This window comes from Bacillus cereus group sp. BceL291, from assembly GCF_051776705.1.
In the GTDB taxonomy this organism is placed as follows: Bacteria; Bacillota; Bacilli; order Bacillales; family Bacillaceae_G; genus Bacillus_A; species Bacillus_A cereus.
The window spans coordinates 37,031-63,715 of record NZ_JBPWAP010000001.1 but is presented as its reverse complement, the minus strand read 5'-3'; the positions used below and the strand labels follow the sequence as shown (position 1 = coordinate 63,715).

The window sequence follows — 26,685 nt, the reverse complement described above, 5'->3', positions numbered from 1 at the left end:
GATAGAGGAGGAAATACCTATGCCTAAACAAAAAACTCATCGCGGCGCTGCAAAGCGTTTCAAAAAGACTGGATCAGGTAAACTGAAACGTTCTCACGCTTACACAAGCCATTTATTCGCTAACAAATCTACAAAAGCTAAACGTAAACTACGTAAAGCTGGTGTAGTAAGCGCTGGTGACTTCAAACGCATTCGTCAAATGCTTGACAACTTAAAATAAGTTCGGCTGATATATAGAACAATTAGGAGGTAATATTATGCCAAGAGTAAAAGGTGGTACAGTTACTCGTCAACGTCGTAAAAAAGTAATTAAATTAGCAAAAGGTTACTACGGTTCAAAAAATACATTATTCAAGGTTGCTAACCAACAGGTTATGAAATCTCTAATGTATGCATTCCGTGACCGCCGTCAAAAGAAACGTGACTTCCGTAAATTATGGATTACACGTATCAACGCAGCAGCTCGTATGAATGGTCTTTCTTACAGCCGCTTAATGCACGGTCTTAAAAATGCTGGCATCGAAGTTAACCGCAAGATGCTTGCTGACTTAGCTGTTCATGACGAAAAAGCTTTCGCTGAATTAGCAACAGTTGCAAAAAACAACATTAACTAATTAATTAGTTGAAACCTTAGAAGAATTTTCTTCTAAGGTTTTTTATTTGTATTCAAATAGAAGTTAGAAGTGAAAGAAATTCTAAAGATTAACGACTATGTCGTTATCAATATGACAAAATCAATATAAAAGTTATAGCAGTATAGAAGAATATACATATGAAGTCAGGAGAATACTCCTGGCTTTTTTCAATTCTGCTCGTTTGGAAAGAAGAGTATCTTTCCTAGCCGAAACGACACTGCTATAATGGAAAGATGATATGGAACTTTCATCAGATGAACAATTTAAGAGCGATGACTGAAACGTATTTGTAAATTAAGGACAAGCTATTTTATAAAGAGTTAGATAGCTGACTTATTCATAAGAACTGAAACATAATAATGAACTTTGAGATGAAACAACATTGTTGCGTAAAATGCGATGTTGGAGGAGGACAATAGAATGGACTTACTACAACTATTTAAATTACAAAAAGAATTAGATGACCGTATTGCAAAAGAACATGACTTACAACCGAAAAAATTGTTAAAAGAAAAAATGTTAGCTCTTCTTGTAGAAATTGGAGAACTTGCAAATGAAACACGTTGTTTTAAATATTGGAGCAACAAACCAGCTTCGGAACGTGAAGTAATATTAGAAGAGTACGTAGATGGTTTGCATTTTATTTTATCAATCGGAATTGATTTAGGTATTGATAAAAACTTCCTATTCTATAAATGTGCACAAACGAATAAAACACAAGTGGAAATTTTCTTAGACACATATGCGAAAGTAATTCGTTTTACAGATCAACCATCTATTACAAACTATATTGAATTATTTACGAGCTATCTTCGACTTGGACAAGCACTTGAATTTGAGCAAGAAGAGATTGAAAAAGCATATTTAGATAAAAATGAAGTAAATCATCAGCGTCAAACACAAGGATACTAATTTAATTTTTGAATATTTCAATTTAATTATTGTATAATAAATTGACTGAAGAAAAAGGAGGGTGTTGGCAATGACAAAATTAGACGCGACATTGACAATGCTAAAAGAATTAACAGATGCACGTGGTATTGCCGGTAACGAGCGTGAACCACGTGAAGTAATGAAGAAATATATCGAGCCGTTTGCGGACGAACTTTCTACTGATAATTTAGGGAGTTTAGTTGCGAAAAAAGTAGGGGAAGAAAACGGTCCGAAAATTATGGTTGCAGGTCATTTAGATGAAGTTGGATTTATGATTACACAAATCGATGACAAAGGTTTCCTTCGCTTCCAAACGGTTGGTGGCTGGTGGTCACAAGTTATGCTTGCGCAGCGCGTGACGATTGTAACGCGTAAAGGAGATGTAACAGGTGTAATTGGTTCAAAACCACCGCACATTTTACCTCCAGAAGCTCGTAAAAAGCCAGTTGAAATTAAAGACATGTTCATCGATATCGGTGCTTCTAGCCAAGAAGAAGCAATGGAGTGGGGCGTACGACCAGGAGATCAAGTTGTACCTTACTTTGAATTCCAAGTGATGAAGAATGAAAAAATGTTACTTGCAAAAGCATGGGATAACCGAATCGGTTGTGCAATTGCAATTGACGTATTAAAACAATTAAAAGATGAAAAGCATCCAAACGTTGTATACGGCGTTGGAACTGTACAAGAAGAAGTTGGTCTTCGTGGCGCAAAAACATCTGCGAATTATATTAAACCAGATATCGCGTTCGCAGTAGATGTTGGTATCGCTGGAGATACACCGGGTGTAACGTCAAAAGAAGCGCAAAGTAAAATGGGCGATGGACCACAAATCATTTTATATGATGCTTCTGTTATTGGACATACAGGTTTACGTGATTTCGTAGTTGATGTTGCTGATGAATTACAAATCCCGTATCAATATGATTCAGTAGCGGGCGGAGGAACGGATGCGGGTGCGATTCACATTGCTGTAAATGGTATTCCTTCTATGGCAATTACAATTGCAACGCGCTATATCCATTCTCATGCGGCAATGTTACACCGTGATGATTATGAAAATGCAGTAAAGTTAATTGTAGAAGTTATTAAACGTCTTGATAAAGAGGCTGTACATAACATTACATTTAATTAATAGAAAAAGCGAAGGACATTCTCCTTCGCTTTTTTATGTTTTAAAAAGGCCGTTCTAATCCCGCTGCAGTATGAGCACCTAAAATAATTAAACGAGTTAATTGCATCGCCATAAAATGCGGGGTATATATCATCCCTCTTTTTAGCCATGACATAATCATCCCTAGATGGGCACCAGTAACATAACTAATGAGAATATCGCGTGGAACCATTAGTTTTTCATCGTTAGGTTGTGAAATAGAGAGGCTTAATGTTAAATGCGTTTGAATTGCTTTCATCATCTTATACGTATAGTTTCCGGCCGCTTTATCACCAAGCATGACGTTATAGAAGTTAGTGTTTTCTGCAATATGTTCGAACAAGGCCAAAAAACTTGGATGTGGCGAATCAAATGTTAGTTGGAAATCTTCTTTATTTCTATTTCTTGGTTTAATTACTTCAGTTAGCTTTTCTAACATTTCTTCAATGCTTTTGTCTAGTAAGTCATATTTATCGTGGTAATGGCTATAAAATGTAGCGCGGTTTACAGGAGCGCGTTCTGCAATATGTTGAACAGTTACATTTTCAAAACCTTTTTCGCCTACTAAAGCGACAAAAGCATCCTGTATGAGTTGTCTCGTCCGTTTTACACGTGGATCATTTGTATTTTTAATAGACATTTTTATTTCCCCTCGTTTAATTTTCTATACTTAAACAACATATTGGTATTATATTGTTGTTTAACCGACATTTCATACATAAATTGTCGGTTGTAGATTCAAAATAATTATTTATAATTATAAACGATAGTCCTTCAGAAATCAGCACCGCTCGCAGGTAGATAAATTTCGATTTACGCTGCAAATGGTGTGATTTTTTTGTTAAAAGGTTAATATAATTAACAATTAAACAATCTAAACAATAAGGACATAAATAGTTTAGAAAAAAATTATATGCGATATAAGGAGAGGAATGCAATGAATCAGTTTCGAAGAATGGTAATTATCAACATTATCACATTAATTGTACTAGTTGGCGGCGGTATTGGCGGTTATTACTATTACAATCAAACGGAAAATTACTTAAAAACAGACAATGCAAAGATTGATGGAAAGGTAATTCCGGTTGCTTCACCAGTAGCAGGTAAACTAACTGAATGGAAAGCTGAAGTAGGAAAAAATTATAATGAGAACGATAAATTAGGTACTGTTACTGTAGCGGCAGCTAATGGAGAACAAACAGTAGATGTAACAATTCCACAAAATGCAACAGTTGTACAATCAAACGCGACAACAAATGCTTTCGTTGGAGCAGGTAGCCCGATTGCTTATGCATTTGATATGAACAATTTATGGGTAACAGCAAACATTGAAGAAACAGATGTTGATGATGTTCAAAAAGGTCAAAATGTAGATGTGTATGTAGATGCATACCCAGATACAACGTTAACAGGAAAAGTAGAACAAGTTGGCTTAACAACAGCGAATACATTCTCTATGTTGCCATCAAGCAACGCAACAGCGAACTATACGAAAGTAACACAAGTAGTACCAGTTAAAATTTCTTTAGATCATAGCAAATCAGTAAATATTGTTCCTGGCATGAATGTGACAGTTCGTATTCATAAGTAAGGGGGAGATGAGATGTCCTCAATTGTAATTGCAGGATATGCACTATTTTGTATAATCGTCTTCTTCCTTGTAAATCGTCTTTTACGAAAGAAAAAAACGAAAATGGGAGAAGAACAAGTCCCAGCCGTAAGTAAAATAGAAATAAGTAAAGTTGAAACAGAAGAGAAAGAAATTGAACGAAAGCAAGAATCGGAAATTTCTAATGTAGTTGAGTTAGAAACAGGAAAGCAAGAAGAAGTAAAACAAGAAAAAGAAGTGCCGAAAAAACAAATGTCTACGCCTGTAGAGAATGTGAACGTAAAAGCAGTTGTAGCTGTATTAATTCTCGGCATGTTCGTTTCTATTTTAAACCAAACAATCATTAACGTTGCATTACCTCCGTTAATGAATGAATTTAACGTATCAACTTCAACAGCACAATGGTTAATTACAGGCTTCATGCTTGTAAATGGTATTTTAGTACCGATTAGTGCATTTTTAGTTTCACGATTTACGTATCGTAAATTATTCGTAGCAGCAATGTTATTCTTCACGGTAGGATCTATCATTTGTGCTACTTCCGGAAACTTTACGATGATGATGACGGGCCGCGTAATTCAAGCAGTTGGTGCGGGTATTTTAATGCCGGTTGGTATGAATATCTTTATGACATTGTTCCCGCCTCATAAGCGCGGAGCAGCGATGGGGTTACTAGGTGTAGCGATGATTTTAGCTCCAGCTATCGGACCGACTGTAACAGGTTGGGTAATTGAAAATTACAGCTGGAACTTAATGTTCTATGCGATGTTTATTATCGGTTTAATTATTACGTTCCTATCTTTAAAATTCTTTACACTAGCTCAGCCAGTGTCTAAAACAAAATTAGATGTATTTGGTGTTGTTAGTTCAAGTATTGGGCTAGGAAGCTTGCTGTACGGATTTAGTGAGGCTGGAAATAATAGTTGGACTAGTGCAGAAGTTGTTATTTCACTTATCATTGGTGTAATTGGTTTAGCGTTATTTATTTGGAGAGAGTTAACAACGGACAATAAAATGCTTGATTTACAAGTATTTAAATATCCAGTATTTACTTTCACTTTAGTAATTAACGCAATCGTTACGATGGCATTATTCGGAGGTATGTTATTGCTTCCAGTATATCTGCAAAACATTCGTGGCTTTACGCCAATTGAATCTGGTTTACTACTTCTTCCAGGATCATTAATTATGGGGATCATGGGACCAGTAGCGGGTAAATTATTCGATAAATATGGCATTCGTCCATTAGCGATAATTGGATTGGCAATTACGACGTATGCGACATATGAATTTACAAAATTATCGATGGATACACCGTATAGCGTTATTATGACGGATTATATTATACGTTCAATTGGTATGTCATTCATTATGATGCCAATTATGACGGCTGGTATGAACGCGCTGCCGATGAAATTAATTTCTCACGGTACAGCAACGCAAAATACGTCAAGACAAGTAGCGGGTTCAATCGGAACAGCGATTTTAATTACACTTATGACGCAACAAACGACTGCTCACGTAGCAGATTACGGCAACATGTTAACAACATCAAACCCAATTTTAGTTGATAAAATACATGGCATGGGGCAAAGTTTAGCGGCCTTAGCTGGATCAGCTCAAGCAGGAGACGCGATGAGCACACAACTATTATATGGACAAATTTCAAAGCTATCTGCAATTAACGGTATTAACGATGCCTTCTTAATCGCAACGATACTAGCAGGTATCGCTTGGGTGTTATCGTTCTTCTTACCATCAGGCAATAAACCAAATAGAAAAGCAGGGAATTAATTTCCCTGCTTTTTTTTGTCTTTTTAAAGAGTAAGATATAAAAGGTAATAACCACTTACAGAGCATAATCCTGTTATAAATAAAATCGTCCCCATAGAACGAATACTCGATATGTGTCTTCCGTTTACTATAGCTAATAGTCCAGCTAAAGAGAAGAGACCCCAATATAAAGTTCCTGAAATTGGAATCATCCCCTCTAAGTCTATTCCATAACCTATACAAATGATAGGAACAACGATAAGAGATATGCTAATTAAACCAGCTATAATAGTAAATGATTTACGACATTTCATACCAGCAATAATTAAAAAAATGCCGACGATGAATTCGCATAACATTAAAGTAAAAGCTAAAATCATCCAAATTAATATTCCGAACATTTCTGTATTACCTCCGATTTGTGGGTTTCGAAAAAAGTTATATAGAATCAATCACCTACAGACATGAGTACCCAGAAGATAACCCCTAATATTCCAATGGTAAAAATAATGAACCCCATATTACGTATACTTTTAATTTTTGCTTGGAATCCACTTATCCCTGCTAATAATCCAGTTAAAGAAAATAGGGTCCAGTAAAGAGCAGTTGGAATGGGGAATATTGTATCCATATTAATTCCTATACTTAAAAAAACAAAAGGTAGTGTGACAAAGGATAGGCTAAGTAGCCCCATTAAACCAACGAGTAATTTCCGATATTTAATTCCTGTTACTATTAAAAAAATACCACCAGCAATCCCGCATAGTAAGAGAAGTGGCGTGAAAAGCATCCAAATAACACTAAACATATGTAAACTCCTTTATATGAATTAAGTTATATTTTACTACATGAAGTTTATTTTGGATAATATTAATAAATATGTATAAATTGATGGAAATGAGAAGTGATTATACGAATTAATAAAAGAGGTATCGTGAGGATACCTCTTTCTAATTCAAGAATGCCAACATATTATTCATAATATGAAATAACATAGCTGGAATAATGGATTTTGTTTTTTTACATAAAATAGCCATTAATAATCCCATGAAGAAAGTAATGACCATTACGCCAAGTGAGTATGTATGAGCGATACCGAAGAAGAAGCTTGTTATAATCGCTGCAATCCAAAATGGAAAGCGTTCTGAGAAAAAGCGAAGTATAAAGCCACGGAAAATAAGCTCTTCAAAAATTGGTGTGAGTATTGCAAAGCCGAGAAGTAATAATATTTGATACTGCTTAAAGACATCTAAGTTTAGTGCGGAAGATTGCTGCTTTGTAGCGTCTTGGAACACATAATTTAACAAGATGTAATTGAGTAAAATGTTTATAGCGAAGAAAAGAAGTAAGTATACGTATGTACGCCATTCTTTCAGTGCTTTAAAGTTAAATGATTGTAGTAGTAATTTTTTTGCGGGTTCGAATTTAAAAATGAAGAATAACAACACGGCTAGCTGTAATACAATACTTGCAGTATTTACGATAGATTCATACAGGGCAATTTGTTTTTTATCTGTAAGACTGGCTGTATAAATTGTTAAGGGCATTGCGAGGAACACAGTAATAAGTCCGGTTCCGAAAAAAGCGAATACAACGGAGCTAATAAATTGTCCCCATGACATAGAGTATTTCTGTTCATTAGAAAGTTGTGTAGCGGGTTGCATATGTAGAATCACCTCTTTATATTTGTATATTTAATTATAAGGCATTTTGTTTTCAGGCGTAATATTTAAATATTACATATAAAGGTGTATTTTCCATAAAATAATAAAAGAGGTATCACCCTGTAGTGATGCCTCTTTCTCATTGATAACTATGTTCTGTCTTGTTATTCAATTTTGCTTGCTCTATTTGCAATTCACGCTCTACCAATCGATCTAATTGCTGAATTGCTTTAAGTGCTTTTTCATAAGAAATTGTTCGATAATGATGCGCTCCGCCCGGTTCTTCATCTGCTTCGTCTGCCCATTTAATAATATTTTGAAGAGACGTTCTTTCAATTTCTTGTTCCACTAAGAAAGAATCTGTATGAAGAAGAATTGCAATAGAAATTTCTTTTGCTAGTTTTGGATGTTCTCCTAATCTAATAAGTAATTTATGTGCTCTTTCAGCGCCTTTAATTGCGTGTATATCATTCTTTTTATATAAGTCATAATCCCATTCACCGCCTGTGTACCACGTATGATGTCCGATATCATGAAGGAAGCCAGCTTTTGTGGCAGCATCGACTGAGGCGTGATGCTTTTTGGCTAGGTGAAACGCATGGTAAGCGACAGCGATCGCGTGGACCATTCCAGAACGGTTTACGTATTTTTGTGTAATGTGGTGTTTAAAAATTTGTTCAAGCGTAATACGGTGCATAAAACATTCACTCCTTTTATCTTATGGTGTATATGAAGAAAAATCGATCGGTTTAAATGTATTTTGAACATTGTACTCCATCATAGTTCGTTAGTAAAGTAGAAATGTTTAGGAGAAGAAAAAATTTTTCTGCAAAAAAATCACCTTAGCTTATGCAAAGGTGATTTTCAAATTGCTTATTTTTTTAATCCTTGCTCTAGTGTTTCTAACATTTCGTGCTTTTCATTTTCATCAGCGTTTTTCCAAATGACTTCAAATAAAACGCCAAGACCTGGAAGCATTTTTTCTTCACCGCTTTGAATTGCATCGACGATTGTTTCTTGTAATTGATCTTGTGAATTTCCAGATACATTCGCTAATACAGCACCGCGTAAATTAAAACTCATTGCTTTCACCTCTTCTTCAGAATTGAAACTGACGTTAGTTTTTGTTCTTTTTTATGTAAATATGTATGAAAAATAGGCTATAATGATAAGACAAGAAGAGAGGGAAATACATATTATGAAAAACATTGATTCAGTACAAAATCCGCGTGTAAAGCAGTGGAAAAAGCTGCAAACGAAAAAAGAACGCGATAAAAAAGGTTTATTTTTTGTAGAAGGATTCCACTTAGTCGAGGAAGCTTTGAAGGCAGGAATTGTAACAGAACTTATCGTTTCAGATCAGACAGACCTTCCGAAAGATTGGACAGTTAATGATGTGGAAATGTATATCGTACCTGAGGCGATTGTCAAAATACTTCGTGAAACAGAAACGACACAAGGTGTATTTGCTGTTTGTGAGAAGCATGAGAAAGAAGTAGCTCTTACTGATGGGAAATTCCTTTTATTAGATGGCCTGCAAGACCCAGGTAATTTAGGAACAATTATTCGTACAGCTGATGCAGCTGGTATTCACGCCGTTGTGCTTGGAGAAGGTTGTGTTGATGTTTACAATAGTAAAGTACTCCGCTCTACACAAGGCTCTATTTTCCACTTACCAATTGTAAAAGGGAACTTAGAAGAATGGGTAGACAAGTTAAAAGAAAACAACGTTCCTGTATATGGGACAGCTCTTGAAAATGGAGTTCCGTATGGTGAAGTAACGCCGGCTGGCAGTTTTGCATTAATTGTAGGAAATGAAGGAAATGGCGTACGCCAAGAAATTCTTGCAAAAACGGATCAAAACTTGTATATTCCGATTTACGGCGGGGCAGAATCATTAAATGTTGCGGTTGCAGCAGGGATTTTAACGTATTATTTGCAAAGCCCGGTTGCGAACAAATAAAAAACTTCTTATAATAAGTTGAAGTACATTATATTAAAAGTTAAATAACGAAAAACGTTGATAGAGAAGAGTAACTTACAAAATCGCCATATAGGGAGAGAGTGCCGTAGACTGAAAGCATTCTTATGGTAGACGGAAGTGAATTCACCTCTGGAGTTGACGCCAGGACCATGTATATGTAAAGGCGTTCCGGTCAGAATTGATCGTTATAACTAATGAGTGGGCAGACTTGTTCTGTCAATTTAGGGTGGTACCGCGAATTTACCTCGTCCCTTTTTGGGAGCGAGGTTTTTTTATTTTTAAAATTAGGAGGGTTCCAAAATGGAAGCACGTTTAAAAGAGCTAAAGCAAAAAGCGTTAGAGCTTATTGAAGAAGCGAAAGAGCTAAAGGGCTTAAACGACGTACGCGTAGCGTATTTAGGAAAAAAAGGCCCAATTACAGAAGTATTACGCGGCATGGGAAAATTGTCAGCAGAAGAGCGTCCACGTATGGGAGCATTAGTAAATGAAGTGCGTGAAGCGATTCAAACGCGTTTAGATGACAAAATTAGTAACTTAGAAAAAGCAGTAATCGAAGCGAAATTAGCTACTGAAACAATCGATGTTACACTGCCAGGTCGTCCTGTTGAAACAGGTTGTCACCATCCGTTAACAGCTGTTGTTGAGCAAATTGAAGATGTATTCATCGGTATGGGTTATGAAGTAGCTGAAGGAACAGAAGTAGAAAAAGACTACTACAACTTCGAAGCACTAAACTTACCGAAAGATCACCCAGCGCGTGATATGCAAGATACATTCTACATTACAGAAGAAACGTTACTACGTACACATACATCTTCTGTGCAAGCACGTACGATGGAAAATAATAAAGAAAAAGGCCCAATCAAAATTATTTGTCCTGGTAAAGTGTATCGCCGTGATGACGACGATGCGACGCATTCGCATCAGTTCATGCAAATTGAAGGTCTTGTAATTGATAAAAACATTCGTATGAGTGACTTAAAAGGTACACTGCAAGTATTCGTGAAAAAGATGTTCGGTGAAGATCGTGAAATCCGTCTTCGTCCAAGTTTCTTCCCATTCACAGAGCCATCTGTAGAGATGGATATTTCTTGTATGATGTGTCATGGCAAAGGTTGCGGCACTTGTAAAGGAACTGGCTGGATTGAAATTCTAGGCGCAGGTATGGTTCACCCGAACGTACTTGAAATGGCTGGTTATGATTCAAAAGAATATCAAGGTTTCGCATTCGGTATGGGCGCAGAGCGTATCGCAATGTTGAAATACGGAGTAGATGACATTCGTCATTTCTATACAAATGATGTACGTTTCTTACAACAATTCAAACGAGCGTAAGGGAAGGAGAGGATAAATATGTTCGTATCATATCGTTGGTTACAAGAGTATGTAGATATTAAAGATGTAACAGCACAAGAACTAGCAGACAAAATCACGAAAAGTGGTATTGAAGTAGAAGGCGTTGAAGTATTAAATAAAGGTGTAAAAGGTGTTGTAGTTGGTCACGTATTAGAATGTGAAAAACACCCAGAAGCTGATAAATTAAGCAAATGCTTAATCGATATCGGTGAAGAAGAGCCAGTTCAAATTATTTGTGGAGCTGCTAACATTGCAAAAGGTTTAAAAGTACCAGTTGCAAAAGTTGGAGCTGTACTTCCTGGTAACTTCAAAATCAAAAAAGCAAAACTACGTGGTGAAGCTTCTCACGGTATGGTTTGTGCTCTTCAAGAGCTTGGTATTGATGGAAAGTTAGTTTCAAAAGAATACGCAGATGGTATCTTCATCTTCCCAAGTGACGCTGAAGTTGGTGCAGATGCACTTGAAATTTTAAACTTACACGATGAAATACTTGAGCTTGGCTTAACACCAAACCGTGCAGATTGCCTAAACATGTTAGGTGTTGCATATGAAGTAGCTGCTATTTATGGCCGCGAAGTAAAACTTCCAGCTATCGACTTACAAGAAACAGCAGAAAAAACTTCTGATTATATTTCTGTAAGTGTAGAAGCGAAAGAAGAAAACCCGTTATACATTGCAAAAATGGTTAAAAACGTAAAGATTGGTCCATCACCAATGTGGATGCAAACTCGTCTTATGGCAGCTGGCATTCGTCCAATTAGCAACGTAGTTGATATTACAAACTACATTTTAATGGAATACGGTCAACCGTTACATGCATTCGATTACGATAAATTAGGTTCAAAAGAAATCGTTGTTCGTCTTGCAAAAGAAGGCGAAAAAATTGAAACGTTAGATGATCAAGAGCGTACATTACAAAGCCACCATCTTGTAATTACAAACGGCACGAAAGCTTTAGCTGTTGCTGGTGTAATGGGCGGGGCGGATTCTGAAGTTACAAATGAGACAGTAAACGTTCTAATTGAGTCTGCATACTTTGCAGGTCAAACAGTACGTCGTACATCAAAAGACTTAGGTCTTCGTAGTGAATCAAGTGCACGTTTCGAAAAAGGAATCGATCCAACACGTACATTTGAAGCAATTCAACACGCAGCTGCTTTAATGGCGAAATATGCTGGCGGTGAAGCACTTGAAGGTGTAGTAGAAGCTGACAACTTACAAGTACAAGAGCGTACAGTATCTGTTACTGCTGAAAAAGTAAACCGTGTATTAGGTACAAATATTTCTGCGAGTGAAATGGGTACAATGTTCACAAACTTGAAATTCCCATTTACAGAAGTAGAAGGAACATTCCATGTAAATATACCAGCACGTCGTCCTGATATTACAATTTCAGAAGACTTAGTAGAAGAAGTGGGCCGTCTATACGGTTATGACCACATTCCAGTTACATTACCTTCTGGAACGATGACTCGTGGTAAATTAACATCAGCACAAACGAAACGTCGTAAAGTACGCCGCTTCTTAGAGGGTGCTGGTTTATATGAAGCAATTACGTATTCATTAACAAGCGCTGACAAAGCGAAACAATATATGGTTGAGCCAAACGAAAAGGCGCCTGTAGGTCTTGCACTTCCAATGAGTGAAGAACGTAGCCAACTTCGTTTAAGCTTAGTACCGCAATTATTAGAAGCAGTTTCATACAATGTCGCTCGTAAAAACGACAGCGTTGCTTTATACGAAGTAGGTTCTATCTTCTTACCGACAGAAGAAGGAGAACTTCCGAAAGAAGAACAACATCTTGCAGGTGTTATGACAGGTCTTGCTCTTCACCATGCATGGCAAGGTGAGAAGAAAGTAGTAGACTTCTTCGTTGTGAAAGGTGTACTAGAAGGACTATTCGACGTGCTTGGCGTTTCAAATCAAATCACATATGCACCAGCAAAACGTGAAGGTATGCACCCAGGCCGTACAGCTGACATCGTATTAGATGGCGAAGTAATTGGTTTCATCGGTCAATTGCACCCAGAAGCAGAAAAACAATTAGATGTGAAAAATACATTCGTATTTGAATTATCTCTTGTAAAAGTATTCGGTGCAGACGCTGAGGAAACTTACTACTCAGCAATTCCACGTTTCCCATCTATGACACGTGACATGGCTGTTGTAGTAACAAAAGAAACAAAAGCTGGTGAAATGAAGCAAGTCATTGCTGAAGCTGGCGGAGAACTTCTGAAAGACGTAACACTATTCGACTTATACGAAGGTGAAAAAATGGAAGAAGGCAAGAAATCACTTGCATTCTCTATGACTTACTTCGATGCAGAACGTACATTAACAGACGAAGAAGTAACAGAAGCACATAACCGTGTACTAACAACGGTAGAAGAGAAATTCGGTGCGGAGTTACGTAAGTAATTAGAAAATTGCCGGATTCATTCCGGCAATTTTTTTATTGGATTGGTTGTCGGACACTGTCGGTAAGTCGATATATTACAAAAATCGCTCATATATTTTCCGACACCTTGCATCTTTCTCTCGAATGTAGTACATTAATTTTAGTTTAACAAAATGAAAGACGATGATAAGGAAAAGTAGTATATACTATAATCCAAAGCGAGTCAGGGACGGTGAGAGCCTGATGAGGCGGTATATGTGAAGAACACCTTGGAGTTGCTAACCGAAATTGAATTTTGTATTCAAGAGTAGACTTAGACGGGAATCCGGCCTGTTACAAACCGGGAAGTATGTATTACATACGAGTTAAAGTTGGTCTTTATGACAAATTGGGTGGTACCGCGAAGTTTAACCTTTCGTCCCTTTATGGATGAAAGGTTTTTTTGTATTTAAATATATGAGCAAAGGAGAATTTCACTATGGAAAACACATTAGTAAAAAGTCTGTATAGAGATACAGAAAAGTATGCAGATCAAACAGTACAAGTATCAGGGTGGATTCGTAACTTACGTGATTCAAAAGCATTTGGTTTCATCGAATTAAACGACGGTAGCTTTTTCAAAAGCGTTCAAATCGTTTTCGATACAGAATTAGAGAACTTCAAAGAAATTGCAAAACTTCCACTTAGCTCTTCAGTTAAAGTAGAAGGTAAAGTAATTGCAACGCCTGGAGCGAAGCAACCATTTGAAATTAAAGCAGAAAAAATTGATATCGAGGGTTTATCAGATTCTGATTACCCACTTCAAAAGAAACGTCATACGTTTGAATACTTACGTACAATCGCTCACTTACGTCCAAGAACAAATGCATTCTCTGCAACGTTCCGCGTACGTTCTATCGCAGCATTTGCGATTCACCAATTCTTCCAAGTGCGTGGATTCGTACATGTTCACACACCAATCATCACTGGTAGTGATACAGAAGGTGCTGGCGAAATGTTCCGCGTAACAACGCAAGATTTAAATAACCTACCAAAAGGTGAAGACGGAAAAGTTGATGAGTCAAAAGACTTCTTCGGTAAAGAAACAAACTTAACAGTAAGTGGACAGCTGAACGCTGAAGCTTATGCATTAGCATTCCGTGACGTATACACATTCGGACCTACATTCCGTGCAGAAAACTCAAACACAACTCGCCACGCTGCTGAGTTCTGGATGGTTGAGCCTGAGATTGCATTCGCTGAACTAGGGGACGTAATGAACCTTACAGAAGATATGCTGAAATATGCAATGAAATACGTATTAGAGCATGCACCAGAAGAAATGGAATTCTTCAACAGCTTCGTTGATAAAACAGTTCTTGAGCGCATGAACAACGTAATTAACTCTGACTTCGGTCGCATCACTTATACAGAAGCAATTAAAGTGCTTCAAGAATCAGGTGCTGACTTCAAATACCCAGTAGAATGGGGAATTGACTTACAAACAGAGCACGAAAGATACTTATCAGAAGAAATCTTCAAACGCCCTGTATTCGTAACTGACTATCCGAAAGACATTAAAGCATTCTACATGCGTTTAAATGAAGACGGTAAAACAGTAGCTGCTACTGACCTTCTAGTTCCTGGCATCGGCGAATTAATCGGCGGAAGCCAACGTGAAGAAAGAATGGACGTTTTAGTAGACAGAATTAAAGAATTAGGTATGAACGAAGAGGACTACTGGTGGTACTTAGAACTTAGAAAATACGGCGGTACAAAACACGCTGGATTCGGTCTAGGTTTCGAGCGCTTCCTAATGTACATCACTGGTATGGCTAACATCCGTGACGTAATTCCATTCCCAAGAACTCCAGGTTCTTCTGAATTCTAAAATATGAAAAAAGGCGAGAGGATTTCCTCTCGCTTTTTATTTTACATATTGTATAGTTTATTCCCTCGTAGCAAAAAGTAACGCGAAGGGGTGAATATAAATGAGTAAAAAAGTGAAAAAAGATCATTCAAGATCGGGCCTAGGTTCTCCAGAAGTTGAAGGACAAGGAACGACGACACATGAAACAGGTTCTCATAAAGTATCTTCATCAAATAAGAAGCAGAAACGAAGCTAACATAACAAAGGAGAGTCTTAAGGGCTCTCCTTTGTTATGTGTTACATCTTATTATCGTTAATTTCTTTTGTAATCTTATTTATGTCTTTGTCTAATCGATCTAAATAGAAAAACCACAGTAAACTTATGAACACGTAATAGATGGCCATCACGCCAAGATTATCATATATATTTTCGAATGTGGATTTAGTAGTGAAAAAAGCTCCCCAAATGATAGAAATAGTGAGGTAAGAAAGTGGACCTACGAGGTGTACGAAAGCATATCGTACCTTTTTAACTTTTACAGCGTTCATATGAAAAACCTCCTTTTTCTAATCATACATTCAAGTTCTTCACAGAAGTGTTGTAGTTTTGCTGGATTATGTATTAACAAGCGTGCATCGTGTTTCCCGATAAATCTTCGAATCCGAAAGTTTAATAAGAAAGATCGACCATAACGTTCTATTAAATCGTTGAACGCTGGTTGTTCACTTAGTAGCTGAATGTTTTCTCTAATTTCGAACTGTCTTTCGTGTGGATCGCCTAGTAAAATATTTAGAATCATTTGTAGAAGTAGCAATGTAGATCTCCTCCTATGTTAGAATAATCTGTATATTATAATTATAACAAAACTATAAGGACAATAGTAGGATGAAACAAAAAACAGGAGTTTGTAGGCTCCTGTTTTTGTCGATACTATTTTAATAAGCGAAGCGCCTTCTCCGTATTAGCGAAATGCAGTTTCACAAACTCGGGTAATCGTTCTTTACCAAGCTTTTGAATTAATTTAGCAGCAGCGATATCAACTTGTTTACCAGCACCTTTCGGAAGTGGCATACCAGCTTTTTTACTTAGTTCGTCAAACTGTTTTACGAATGAGTAGCGAGCTAAAATAGAAGCAGCGGCTACTGCTAAATGGACGCTTTCACCTTTCGTAGCGAAATAAACATTTTCACGCTGTACCTGTTTTTGTTTTGCTAAATATTTGTAGTATGTATCAGGTTGTGTGAATTGGTCGATTAAGACGCCTTCAGGTTTTGTAGGTGCCATTTTCGCTAATAAGTTTGTAATAGCTTTATTATGTAGCAAGGCTTTTAACTTACCTTGGTTGTTTCCTTTATCAAATAGCTCGTTATATTTTTCATTATGAAGGACAAGAGAGCTATAAGGAACAACGTGTAGAAGTTGTTTCGCAATGGCAGTAATTTGATCGTCATTTAAGTTTTTAGAGTCTTTTACACCAAGTTCTTTTAGTAGTGGAATTTGCTTCGCATCCACATATACAGCAACGACTGTCATCGGTCCAAAGAAATCTCCCGTACCAACTTCATCAGACCCTACAATAGACATTGTACTGATGGAAGTAGGCGGCGCATAACGATGGGAATCGACAGATTTTTTTACAGCTGTTTTCGGCGCGTGAGAGACAGTTTGCCAACGAGAAGCTTCTGCTTCAGCGCGGCCTCCTTGGAACATTACTTTTCCAGATTTATACGCTGTAATCGTGCAAGATGGCACCTTAGCCATAAAGATACCGCCTTGCGGAATTTTCGGGCTAAGTGAATGTTTATATTGTTGTTTCATGTCTTCAATTACTGTAGAATTTGTTTGAATTACGATAGAATTTGACATAATGGTCGCCCCTTTTTTTATATTGTTATTTTTATCATATCGGATTGTTCTTTCTGTTTCCATATTATGAAGGTTCATGGTATGATAAACTTTAGGATTCTGTACGTGATTGGAGGCCGGTGAGTTGTCACAACAAAAGGGAAAGAAAAGTCGAATTAATGTAGAAATCTATGGTCAGCAATATTCAGTTGTTGGCGATGAAAGTACAAGTCATATCCGCATGGTAGCAGCGATTGTGGATGATAAAATGCGCGAACTCAATGCCAAGAATCCTTCGCTTGACACGAGTAGACTAGCGGTATTGACGGCGGTAAACGTCATACACGATTACATAAAATTAAAAGAAGAACATGAGAAATTGAAAGAAAGTATGACAAAAAAAGGAATGGAATAACATGATTGATATTATTATCATTTTACTGCTTGTTATGGGATTTTTCCTCGGCTTACGCAGAGGGTTTATTCTGCAACTTGTAAAGTTAACAAGCTTTATTATCGCATACCTTGTTGCATACTGGTACTGTAAAGATTTAGCGCCAGCACTTGCGAAATTTATTCCGTATCCATTTGATAAAAACGTATCTGTTCCAGAATGGATTGATGCAAATAATATTGAGACAGTATTTTATCAAGCGCTTGCGTTTATCATATTGTTTATTATTACAAAAATAGCACTTTCATTACTTGGTAATTTGTTAAATATGTTTGCAGAAATACCGGTTTTAAAGCAAGTAAATGCGTTTGCGGGGGCAATCCTCGGATTTTTAGAAGTATATATTGTTTTGTTTGTCTTAATTATCATTGGAAACATTCTTCCGATTGAACAAGTACAAACACCATTACAAAAATCATCAATTAGCAAAATAATTGTAGACGATACACCGATTCTATCTGAAAAGGTGAAGGAACTATGGCAGACAGGTAGCAGAGTATAACTTCTCTTTTTTCGGAAAGAGAAGTTTTTTTCTATGAAAGAAAGGCGGGGTAATGATGAAAGTAAATAAAAAACAAGTTATCAAATTATTAGAGACAATCGGGCTTTTTATGGAACTAAAGGGTGCGAATCCATTTAAAATATCTGCATTTCGTAAAGCGGCAGCAGCATTAGAAAGTGACGATCGTAGTCTTTCTGAGATTGAAGATTTCACAAAGATTCCGGGCATCGGAAAAGGAACAGCAGCCGTTATTCAAGAATATATAGAATCGGGAACATCTGAATTATTACAAGAACTTGAAAAAGAAGTACCGAGTAGCTTATTGCCGTTATTAAAACTACCAGGTCTTGGTGGTAAAAAGGTGGCTAAGTTATATAAAGAGCTAGGCGTTATTGATATGGAGACGTTAAAAGCTGCTTGTGAGGAAAATAAAGTACAAGCTTTAGTTGGTTTCGGTAAGAAGACAGAAGAGAAAATATTAGAAGCAATCGATCAAGTAGGCTCTCGTCCAGAGCGTTTACCAATTGCGATGGTATTGCCTATTGCCGGGGAAATAGAGGAGAAATTGTCGAATATTGCTGAAGTAATTCGTTTCTCTCGCGCTGGTAGTTTGCGCCGTGTTCGTGAAACAGTGAAAGATTTAGATTTTATCATTGCAACGACAGAACCAGCAACGGTACGTGAGCATTTACTACAATTCGATAATATGATTGAGGTAATCGCAAGTGGGGATACGAAAGTTTCTGTTCGTCTTCAATATGAATATGATATTTCAATCGATTTCCGCTTAGTAAAACCAGAAGAGTTTATTACAACACTTCACCATTTCACAGGATCAAAAGACCATAACGTAAAAATGCGTCAAATCGCAAAAGATAAAGGCGAGAAAATTAGTGAGTACGGTGTAGAGAACTTAGAAACAGGTGAAGTGAAAACATTTGAGACTGAAGAAGACTTCTTTGCTCATTTCGGTCTACCATTTATTCCGCCAGAAGTGCGTGAAGATGGAAAAGAAATTGAATTAATTAAAGAGTATCCGAACTTAATTCAGTTTTCCGATATACAAGGTGATTTACATATGCATACAACTTGGAGTGACGGTGCTTTTTCTATTGAAGAAATGGTACAAGCGTGCCGTGCTCGTGGATATAAGTTTATGGCGATTACTGATCACTCGCAATACTTAAAAGTAGCGAATGGTTTAACGAAAGAGCGTCTTCGTGAGCAAGCGAAAGAAATTGAACGTATGAATGAAAAGTATCCAGACATTACAATTTTACGCGGAATTGAAATGGACATTTTACCAGATGCCTCGCTTGATTTTGATGATGAAGTATTAGAAGAATTAGACTATGTCATTGGAGCGATTCACTCTAGCTTCTCACAAGACCGTGAAACGATCATGAAGCGTCTGCGTACTGCACTTGAGAATAAACATGTCACAATGATTGCTCATCCGACAGGACGTCTTCTCGGGCGCCGTGAGGGTTATGATGTAGATACAGATTTATTAATTGAACTCGCAAAAGAGACAAATACAGTTTTAGAATTAAATGCGAATCCGAACCGTCTAGATTTAAGCGCTAAATTATTAAAACAAGCACAAGATGCTGGTGTAAAAGTAGCGATTAATACAGATGCTCATACACTTGAAATGTTAGAAGATATGGAAACAGGTGTAGCAGCAGCACGTAAAGGTTGGATTCAAAAAGATAACGTGATTAACACATGGGATATTGAACGTTTATTAGACTATATTAAACGTAATAAGTAACGCAAGGGGGACCTGCAACATGTTAGAAAGAACGTTGCGTGTATTAGAATACAATAAAGTAAAAGAACAATTACTTGAACATACAGCCTCTTCACTTGGCCGTGACAAAGTGAAGCATTTAGTGCCGAGCACTGATTTTGAAGAAATTGTAGAAATGCAAGATACAACGGATGAAGCAGCGAAAGTTATTCGTTTAAAAGGTAGTGCACCATTAGGTGGTATTACGGATATTCGCTCAAATGTGAAGCGTGCAAAAATTGGGAGTATGTTAAGTCCAAATGAATTACTTGATATTGCGAATACGATGTATGGTAGTCGTAATATGAAACGTTTCATTGAAGATATGGCTGATAACGGTGTCGAGCTTCCGATTTTAGAAACTCACGTCGCTCAAATTGTATCTTTATATGATTTAGAAAAGAAAATTACAAATTGTATCGGTGACGGCGGTGAAGTAGTCGATAGCGCAAGTGATAAACTGCGTGGTATTCGTACTCAAATTCGTACTGCGGAAAGCCGTATTCGTGAAAAATTAGAAAATATGACGCGCTCTTCAAATGCGCAAAAGATGCTGTCTGACTCGATTGTAACGATTCGTAACGAACGTTACGTAATCCCAGTAAAACAAGAATACCGCGGCGTATATGGTGGTATTGTTCACGATCAATCAGCTTCTGGACAAACGTTATTTATTGAACCGCAAGTCATTGTAGAATTAAATAACGCACTGCAAGAAGCTCGTGTGAAAGAGAAACAAGAAATCGAACGCATCTTATTGATGTTAACAGAAGAAGTGGCAGTAGAAGCCGATAGCGTTTTATCAAACGTAGAAGTAGTTGCGAATCTTGATTTCATTTTTGCGAAAGCTTTTTATGCAAAGCGAATTAAAGCAACGAAACCAATCGTAAATAACGAGCGTTATATGGATTTAAGACAAGCTCGCCATCCGCTAATCGATCCAGAAATTATTGTGCCAAATAACATTATGTTAGGTAAAGATTTCACGACAATTGTTATTACAGGACCGAATACAGGTGGTAAAACAGTTACGCTGAAAACAGTTGGTATTTGTGTTTTAATGGCGCAATCTGGTCTTCACATTCCAGTAATGGATGAGTCAGAGATTTGTGTGTTTAAAAATATATTTGCTGATATCGGTGATGAGCAATCGATTGAACAAAGTTTAAGTACGTTCTCCTCACATATGGTGAACATCGTTGATATTTTAGAAAAAGCTGATTTTGAAAGCTTAGTTTTATTCGATGAATTAGGTGCTGGAACAGACCCACAAGAAGGGGCTGCACTAGCAATTTCGATTTTAGATGAAGTATGTAATCGCGGTGCTCGCGTTGTTGCAACGACGCATTATCCAGAATTAAAAGCATACGGATATAACCGTGAGCAAGTTATTAATGCGAGTGTTGAGTTTGATGTGAACACGTTAAGCCCAACGTATAAATTATTAATCGGTGTACCAGGCCGTAGTAATGCCTTTGAAATTTCGAAACGTCTTGGATTATCTGATCGCGTTATTGACCAAGCACGCAACCACATTAGTACAGATACGAATAAAATTGAAAATATGATTGCGAAGTTAGAAGAAAGCCAGAAGAACGCAGAGCGTGACTGGAACGAAGCAGAAGCACTTCGCAAACAATCTGAAAAACTTCATCGTGAATTACAACGTCAAATTATTGAATTTAACGAAGATCGCGATGAACGATTATTAAAAGCGCAAAAAGAAGGGGAAGAAAAAGTCGAAGCTGCAAAGAAAGAAGCAGAAGGCATTATTCAAGAACTTCGTCAATTGCGTAAAGCACAGCTTGCAAACGTGAAAGACCACGAGTTAATTGAAGCGAAGAGCCGTCTAGAAGGCGCAGCACCAGAGCTTGTTAAGAAACAAAAAGTAAACGTGAAAAACACTGCGCCGAAGCAACAGTTACGTGCAGGTGATGAAGTAAAAGTATTAACGTTCGGTCAAAAAGGTCAATTACTTGAAAAAGTAAGCGATACTGAGTGGAGCGTACAAATCGGTATTCTGAAGATGAAAGTAAAAGAATCTAACATGGAATACATTAACACACCGAAGCAAACAGAGAAAAAAGCAGTTGCAACGGTAAAAGGTAGAGACTATCACGTTTCATTAGAACTTGACCTTCGTGGTGAACGATTTGAAAATGCAATGGCGCGCGTTGAGAAATACTTAGACGATGCCCAGCTTGCAAGCTATCCTCGCGTATCAATTATTCACGGTAAGGGGACAGGAGCACTTCGCCAAGGTGTACAAGATTACTTGAAGAAGCATCGCGGTGTAAAAACCTTCCGTTACGGTGACATGGGCGAGGGAGGCCTAGGCGTAACAGTTGTCGAATTAAAATAGAAAACAACGAAACAAAGGGGAAACCATTATATGTTTATGGACAAACTTGCAAAAGTATTGTTAGCTTGTTGCGGAATATTTTTGGTGATTGGGGTTATTTATTTAGTTGTTTTTGCGAAGTGAAAAAGCGTCAATCGTGGCAGAATGATATTGCCATAGATTGACGCTTTTAATATATGTGAAAAGGAATAGAACATGAAAATCAACCAATACATAAGCGAAGCAAAATCATGCTCCAGACGTGAAACAGATCGCCTCATTAAAGCTGGACGCGTGGCTATTAATGGTGAAATATGTACGCACGGTGAACTTGTGAGCGATGGTGATGTTGTAACGATTGATGGGCAAGTTATTGTAAAAGAAGAGAAAGAAAAGGTGTACATAGCCTTTCATAAACCAGTCGGAATTACTTGTACAGCAGCTGATCATATTGAAGATAATATTATTGATTATATCAATTATCCAGAGCGAATCTTTCCAGTTGGACGATTAGATAAAGCATCGGAAGGACTTATTTTATTAACGAATGACGGCGGGATTGCGAATCAAATTTTACATGGTGATCATGAGCACGAGAAGGAATATGTTGTCACAGTCGATAAACCTTTTACGGACTGGTTTATTGATGAGATGTCCAGCGGTGTAAAGATTAAAGATGGAATGACGAAGCCGTGCAAAGTGACAAGAGTTGATCAATCAACATTTCGTATCGTTTTAACGCAAGGAATGAACAGGCAAATTCGTAGAATGAGTCGAGCTTTCGGGTTTACTGTAATAAAGCTAAAGCGAGTACGCATTATGAATATAGAGCTAAATGAGCTTGAAGTTGGAAAGTGGCGGAGCGTTACAGCTGAAGAGTTAGAAATTTTAATAGGGCAGTTATAGGGAGGGAAAATTTTCTCCCTATATTTTTTTGTCAGAAAAAATAAAACTATTGATTTTTTAAAAAATAGCCCATATAATAAAAAACAACAAGTTTCGACAAGATATTTTATAAAAGTAATGATGAGGACATGAGTTGTATTTTACGATTCTCAGAGAGGGAAGCCTTAGGCTGTGAGCTTCCTAATACGAAAAGACAAGCTTACCACCTCTAAACTTCAAGAGTGAACTGCATACATGATGCATTGTAATTCTTGGCGGATAAAACCGTTATCAATTTACACGAGCTATAAAATGAGCTTATTTCGTTATAAATTCATTTTATTAGAATAAGGGTGGAACCACGATTTCAACACTCGTCCCTTTGTTAGGGACGGGTGTTTTTTGCGTTCTTTTACGGGGAAGTATGCTTGAAAGAGGATATGTGACGGATTTTAATTCAGAATATTTTGTTAATTTATTATTTTAGGAGGTTAGTAGAAATGAAATCATCTTTAAAGTTTTCAGAGATGTTTGCAATAAGTTTAATGTTATTTGCACTGTTTTTTGGTGCAGGTAATATGATTTTTCCACCAGCGTTAGGGCAAGGTGCTGGAACGGACGTATGGATCGCGCTGTTTGGTTTTATCGTAACAGGCGTTGGACTACCTTTATTAGGAGTAATTGTTATAGCTTTAAAGGGAGATATTAATGAGCTAGCAGGACGTGTACATCCTATATTCGCACTTGTTTTTATCACTGCAATTTATTTATGTTTAGGCGTATTCGTAAGTGTACCGCGTACAGGAACAGTAGCTTATGAGATGAGTGTTGCACCGTTTTTACCAAGTGAGATAGCTGGTCAGTCATATCCACTTGTTATCTTTACACTTATTTTCTTTGCAGTCACTTTCTATTTAGCTTTAAATCCTTCGAAATTAGTGGGGCGTATTGGTAAGGTGCTAACTCCAATATTATTAGCTGTTATTGCAATTATCGTAGGTAAAGCACTTATTACACCAATTGGAGAATTTGGTGCACCGACAGAAGCGTATAGTGCTCCTCTCTTTAAAGGATTTATTGATGGATATTTAACTTTAGATGGACTTGCAGCACTGGTATTCGGAAATGTTGTAATTCATGCGTTAAAAGAAAAAGGCATTACAAATAAAAACAGTATTGCAAAAGTAACAATCTTTGCAGGATTTATTGCAGCGCTTGGTCTACTACTTGTGTATTTAGCACTTGCTTATCTTGGAGCTTCTAGTGTGTCACTTGGAATGGGCGCAAACGGAGGAATTATTTTAACAAATGTCGTGAATCATTTATTTGGTAGCTACGGAACTTTATTACTAGGGATCGCAATTACAGCAGCATGTTTAACAACTTCTGTAGGTATTGTTGCAGCTTGTGGTGATTACTTCTCTTCCTTATTACCAAAGCTTTCTTATCAAAAAGTCGTTTTCATTTTCTGTGTATTAGCATTTATGGTAGCAAACCTTGGGTTAACTCAGTTAAATGCATTAGCATTACCAATCTTAATCGCAATTTATCCAATTGGAATCGTACTTATCGTATTATCACTTGTTGAAAACTACGTTCGTCTTCCATTAGCGATGTATGTGGGCGGGATTGTAGGAGCATTTGCAATAAGTTTCTTTGATGGATTACACAATGCAAACCTTCAAATTGCAGCGCTAGCACCTATTTTAGATAAGATTCCATTATATAGTGTAGGAATTGGTTGGTTAGTTCCAGGCATAATTGGTATAGGATTTGGTTATATAGTTTCTAAGTTTCAAAAGCAGGAAATTGCTGTAGAAAAATAGAGAAAAGAGGCTTTCTATTATAGAAAGTCTCTTTTTTTGTAAAAAAAGCCGCATATAGAGAAATTCAGATATTAAAAATTTTATACGTAATATAGTTGACAAAAAATTTATGAGTAGGCTAAGATTGACTTAGTTGTGGAAATATTGGAAGGGAAGTGAGGGAAAAGGGGTTTCTATAACTATAGTGTTGTTGTGGGAAGAGGTGAAAGAAGAGGAGAAGAGATAGTTTATTTTTTTTGATTTGTATTGAGAATGATAATCAATAAATGCGTTTTATCATTTTTTCTCAGTTTCTATGCCTTCGTATAAGGAATAGGGTGAGATATTATTTTTAATATTAAATGAGAATGATAATCAATAATACTTATGTTACATAAAAGAATGCTAATTAAATAATAGGTAGAAGAGATTATTTTTTTCTTATAAATTGAGAATAATTATCATTTTCAAAAAGTGAAATGAAAGATAACCAAGGAGGAAACAAGAAAAATGAAAAAGGTTTCTGTATTACCCGCTTTTATTATAACGTTCGTATGTATGCTAGCTTTTCTTGTAATGCCATACGGGAATGCTTCAGCAAAACTAGCTGATGGTACTTACGATATTAATTACGTAATTCAAAAAGCGGAAAATGATTCAGCTTCAATGGCAAATGACTATTTTGAAAAGCCGGCAAAATTAATAGTGAAAAACGGTGAGATGAGAGTACAAGTTCCGATGAATCATAGTGCTTGGATTACAGAATTTAAAGCACCAGAGAATGGGAATTTTGTTGATGCGAAAGTTGTTAGTAAAGATGAATCGGCAGATAAAAGAACAGTAGAGTTTAAAGTAGATGATTTATCCAAACCGGCAGCTGTAAAAATTCATGTTGTTGTACCAAATGCAAACTATGACCACCACTACACAATTCGTTTTGCTTTTGATGCAAATGTAAAAGCTGTAGGTGGCGATAACGGCGTAGCTGCTACAACAAAAAATAATGATCAAGCGAAAACAGATACACAAGTAAAAGAAGAGAAAACAAAAGTAGAGAGTAAGGAAACAGCTAAAGAAGTGAACAAAGAAACAAAAAATGAAAATGGAAAAGCTGAAAAAACAGATAACCCAAAAACAGGCGATGAAGCACGTATTGGATTGTTTGTAGCGTTAATTCTTATTTCAGGTGCTTTCTTAATTCGTAAAGTGAAGTTGAGTAAATAAATCTTTTGAAGGGTGATGAATATATGTTTAAACAATTTAAAATGATTATTGCTGTATTTGCTGTTTTATTTACGTTTATCGCAACACTAGGTTTACAAGATGCAAAGGCTGCTACAAAACTAGCTGATGGAAAATATAATATTGCTTTTACTGTATGGAAAGGCGATAAAGATGAATCGTCTAGAATGAATAGTTATTTTGAAAGCCCAGCAACATTAACAGTTAAAAATGGAAAACAATATGTTTCATTTAAAGTGAAAGATAGTGCTTCTATTAAAAGTTTCCAAGTAGAAAAAGATGGTCAATTTGTAGAAACAAACGTGTTAAGTGAAAACAAAAAAGATAATACTAGAGTAGTAGAATTTGAAGTTGCTGACTTGTCAAAAAAACTAAATGGAAAGGTGAAAATTAATATTCCAATTATTAATTATAATGCTTCATATGATATTCGCTTTGTATTTGATGGGAGCAGTATTAAATAA

General features: G+C 36.7%; 28 protein-coding genes and 3 other annotated features. Of the genes, 19 read left to right on the top strand and 9 right to left on the bottom strand.

The genetic code is table 11. The features are described 5' to 3' along the window. Window positions 1–19: 19 nt before the first annotated feature. The 4 genes from rpmI (at window position 20) to ACS2CR_RS00335 (ending at window position 2,703) form a co-directional block, all read left to right on the top strand. Window positions 20–220: a 50S ribosomal protein L35 gene (gene rpmI, locus ACS2CR_RS00350; protein ID WP_001125945.1), complete on the top strand. Its 201-nt coding sequence runs from the start codon at window positions 20–22 to the stop codon at window positions 218–220. A gap of 37 nt (window positions 221–257) precedes the next feature. Next, window positions 258–614, top strand: coding sequence for a 50S ribosomal protein L20 (rplT, locus tag ACS2CR_RS00345; RefSeq protein WP_001138362.1), 357 nt, complete (start codon window positions 258–260; stop codon window positions 612–614). A gap of 441 nt (window positions 615–1,055) precedes the next feature. Next, window positions 1,056–1,547, top strand: coding sequence for a dUTP diphosphatase (locus ACS2CR_RS00340; RefSeq protein ID WP_000365050.1), 492 nt, complete (start codon window positions 1,056–1,058; stop codon window positions 1,545–1,547). 70 nt (window positions 1,548–1,617) lie between these two features. Continuing rightward, complete coding sequence (locus tag ACS2CR_RS00335; RefSeq protein ID WP_000163555.1) at window positions 1,618–2,703, top strand: M42 family metallopeptidase; 1,086 nt, start codon at window positions 1,618–1,620, stop codon at window positions 2,701–2,703. Window positions 2,704–2,743: 40 nt separating this feature from the next. On the opposite strand, the gene ACS2CR_RS00330 is transcribed toward ACS2CR_RS00335, so the two are convergent. Next, window positions 2,744–3,361, bottom strand: a complete 618-nt coding sequence (locus ACS2CR_RS00330) for a TetR/AcrR family transcriptional regulator (RefSeq protein ID WP_000023672.1) — start codon at window positions 3,359–3,361, stop codon at window positions 2,744–2,746. A gap of 297 nt (window positions 3,362–3,658) precedes the next feature. Here ACS2CR_RS00330 and ACS2CR_RS00325 point away from each other — a divergent pair, with 297 nt between their 5' ends. Continuing rightward, window positions 3,659–4,312, top strand: a complete 654-nt coding sequence (locus ACS2CR_RS00325) for an HlyD family secretion protein (RefSeq protein WP_001071421.1) — start codon at window positions 3,659–3,661, stop codon at window positions 4,310–4,312. A 12-nt stretch (window positions 4,313–4,324) separates the two neighbouring features. Beyond that, on the top strand, window positions 4,325–6,124 hold the full coding sequence (locus ACS2CR_RS00320) for a DHA2 family efflux MFS transporter permease subunit (RefSeq protein WP_000095272.1): 1,800 nt from the start codon (window positions 4,325–4,327) through the stop codon (window positions 6,122–6,124). A 23-nt stretch (window positions 6,125–6,147) separates the two neighbouring features. Here ACS2CR_RS00320 and ACS2CR_RS00315 read toward each other — a convergent pair whose 3' ends face one another. From ACS2CR_RS00315 to sspI, 5 genes are all read right to left on the bottom strand, one after another. Continuing rightward, complete coding sequence (locus tag ACS2CR_RS00315; protein ID WP_002062504.1) at window positions 6,148–6,504, bottom strand: hypothetical protein; 357 nt, start codon at window positions 6,502–6,504, stop codon at window positions 6,148–6,150. Window positions 6,505–6,551: 47 nt separating this feature from the next. Beyond that, the gene (locus ACS2CR_RS00310; RefSeq protein WP_000493175.1) at window positions 6,552–6,911 is read right to left on the bottom strand and encodes a hypothetical protein; all 360 of its coding nucleotides are present in this window, start codon (window positions 6,909–6,911) and stop codon (window positions 6,552–6,554) included. 142 nt (window positions 6,912–7,053) lie between these two features. Continuing rightward, window positions 7,054–7,767: a CPBP family intramembrane glutamic endopeptidase gene (locus ACS2CR_RS00305; protein ID WP_001182126.1), complete on the bottom strand. Its 714-nt coding sequence runs from the start codon at window positions 7,765–7,767 to the stop codon at window positions 7,054–7,056. Between the two features lie 139 nt (window positions 7,768–7,906). Further along, window positions 7,907–8,464 carry an HD domain-containing protein gene (locus tag ACS2CR_RS00300; RefSeq protein ID WP_000554786.1) on the bottom strand — a complete coding sequence of 186 codons (558 nt, stop codon included), beginning with the start codon at window positions 8,462–8,464 and terminating at the stop codon, window positions 7,907–7,909. A gap of 176 nt (window positions 8,465–8,640) precedes the next feature. After that, window positions 8,641–8,850 (bottom strand): small acid-soluble spore protein SspI, encoded by a 210-nt coding sequence (sspI, locus tag ACS2CR_RS00295; protein ID WP_000009509.1) that lies wholly within the window; start codon window positions 8,848–8,850, stop codon window positions 8,641–8,643. A gap of 82 nt (window positions 8,851–8,932) precedes the next feature. Between sspI and ACS2CR_RS00290 the strand changes: the two genes are divergently transcribed. The 5 genes from ACS2CR_RS00290 to ACS2CR_RS00270 all read left to right on the top strand — a co-directional run bounded on the left by ACS2CR_RS00290 (window position 8,933) and on the right by ACS2CR_RS00270 (window position 15,610). Beyond that, window positions 8,933–9,730, top strand: a complete 798-nt coding sequence (locus ACS2CR_RS00290; protein WP_001986644.1) for a TrmH family RNA methyltransferase — start codon at window positions 8,933–8,935, stop codon at window positions 9,728–9,730. A gap of 48 nt (window positions 9,731–9,778) precedes the next feature. Next, window positions 9,779–10,007: a binding site (T-box leader), on the top strand. Window positions 10,008–10,051: 44 nt separating this feature from the next. Then, window positions 10,052–11,086, top strand: a complete 1,035-nt coding sequence (gene pheS / locus ACS2CR_RS00285; protein ID WP_000388219.1) for a phenylalanine--tRNA ligase subunit alpha — start codon at window positions 10,052–10,054, stop codon at window positions 11,084–11,086. Window positions 11,087–11,104: 18 nt separating this feature from the next. Further along, on the top strand, window positions 11,105–13,525 hold the full coding sequence (pheT, locus tag ACS2CR_RS00280) for a phenylalanine--tRNA ligase subunit beta (protein WP_053514524.1): 2,421 nt from the start codon (window positions 11,105–11,107) through the stop codon (window positions 13,523–13,525). Window positions 13,526–13,679: 154 nt separating this feature from the next. Beyond that, window positions 13,680–13,931, top strand: a binding site (T-box leader). Window positions 13,932–13,983: 52 nt separating this feature from the next. Continuing rightward, window positions 13,984–15,375, top strand: coding sequence for an asparagine--tRNA ligase (asnS, locus tag ACS2CR_RS00275; protein ID WP_438905915.1), 1,392 nt, complete (start codon window positions 13,984–13,986; stop codon window positions 15,373–15,375). A gap of 100 nt (window positions 15,376–15,475) precedes the next feature. Further along, a complete protein-coding gene (locus tag ACS2CR_RS00270) occupies window positions 15,476–15,610 on the top strand; it encodes a YuzL family protein (RefSeq protein ID WP_000039590.1) in 135 nt (44 codons plus the stop codon). 41 nt (window positions 15,611–15,651) lie between these two features. On the opposite strand, the gene ACS2CR_RS00265 is transcribed toward ACS2CR_RS00270, so the two are convergent. The 3 genes from ACS2CR_RS00265 to rnhC form a co-directional block, all read right to left on the bottom strand. Next, entirely contained in the window at window positions 15,652–15,903 is a 252-nt protein-coding gene (locus ACS2CR_RS00265) for a hypothetical protein (RefSeq protein WP_053514523.1), read from the bottom strand. Continuing rightward, window positions 15,900–16,169 carry a hypothetical protein gene (locus ACS2CR_RS00260; protein WP_000925537.1) on the bottom strand — a complete coding sequence of 90 codons (270 nt, stop codon included), beginning with the start codon at window positions 16,167–16,169 and terminating at the stop codon, window positions 15,900–15,902. Before ACS2CR_RS00260 ends, ACS2CR_RS00265 begins: the two co-directional genes overlap by 4 nt. Before the next feature lie 116 nt (window positions 16,170–16,285). After that, window positions 16,286–17,221 (bottom strand): ribonuclease HIII, encoded by a 936-nt coding sequence (gene rnhC / locus ACS2CR_RS00255; RefSeq protein ID WP_000071570.1) that lies wholly within the window; start codon window positions 17,219–17,221, stop codon window positions 16,286–16,288. A 124-nt stretch (window positions 17,222–17,345) separates the two neighbouring features. Here rnhC and zapA point away from each other — a divergent pair, with 124 nt between their 5' ends. From zapA to ACS2CR_RS00215, 8 genes are all read left to right on the top strand, one after another. Further along, the gene (gene zapA / locus ACS2CR_RS00250) at window positions 17,346–17,615 is read left to right on the top strand and encodes a cell division protein ZapA (protein WP_000082701.1); all 270 of its coding nucleotides are present in this window, start codon (window positions 17,346–17,348) and stop codon (window positions 17,613–17,615) included. Between the two features lies 1 nt (window position 17,616). Beyond that, entirely contained in the window at window positions 17,617–18,156 is a 540-nt protein-coding gene (locus ACS2CR_RS00245; RefSeq protein WP_000565412.1) for a CvpA family protein, read from the top strand. A 55-nt stretch (window positions 18,157–18,211) separates the two neighbouring features. Beyond that, window positions 18,212–19,930, top strand: a complete 1,719-nt coding sequence (gene polX, locus ACS2CR_RS00240; protein ID WP_153602610.1) for a DNA polymerase/3'-5' exonuclease PolX — start codon at window positions 18,212–18,214, stop codon at window positions 19,928–19,930. Window positions 19,931–19,949: 19 nt separating this feature from the next. After that, window positions 19,950–22,310, top strand: coding sequence for an endonuclease MutS2 (locus ACS2CR_RS00235; RefSeq protein ID WP_053514521.1), 2,361 nt, complete (start codon window positions 19,950–19,952; stop codon window positions 22,308–22,310). A 195-nt stretch (window positions 22,311–22,505) separates the two neighbouring features. Next, entirely contained in the window at window positions 22,506–23,195 is a 690-nt protein-coding gene (locus ACS2CR_RS00230; RefSeq protein WP_000700745.1) for a 23S rRNA pseudouridine(2604) synthase RluF, read from the top strand. 108 nt (window positions 23,196–23,303) lie between these two features. Continuing rightward, window positions 23,304–23,559, top strand: a binding site (T-box leader). 115 nt (window positions 23,560–23,674) lie between these two features. Continuing rightward, window positions 23,675–25,000: a branched-chain amino acid transport system II carrier protein BrnQ6 gene (brnQ6, locus tag ACS2CR_RS00225; protein ID WP_000842650.1), complete on the top strand. Its 1,326-nt coding sequence runs from the start codon at window positions 23,675–23,677 to the stop codon at window positions 24,998–25,000. A 489-nt stretch (window positions 25,001–25,489) separates the two neighbouring features. Further along, window positions 25,490–26,203 (top strand): heme uptake protein IsdC, encoded by a 714-nt coding sequence (isdC, locus tag ACS2CR_RS00220; protein WP_000757952.1) that lies wholly within the window; start codon window positions 25,490–25,492, stop codon window positions 26,201–26,203. Between the two features lie 23 nt (window positions 26,204–26,226). Beyond that, a complete protein-coding gene (locus ACS2CR_RS00215; RefSeq protein WP_000476163.1) occupies window positions 26,227–26,685 on the top strand; it encodes an NEAT domain-containing protein in 459 nt (152 codons plus the stop codon).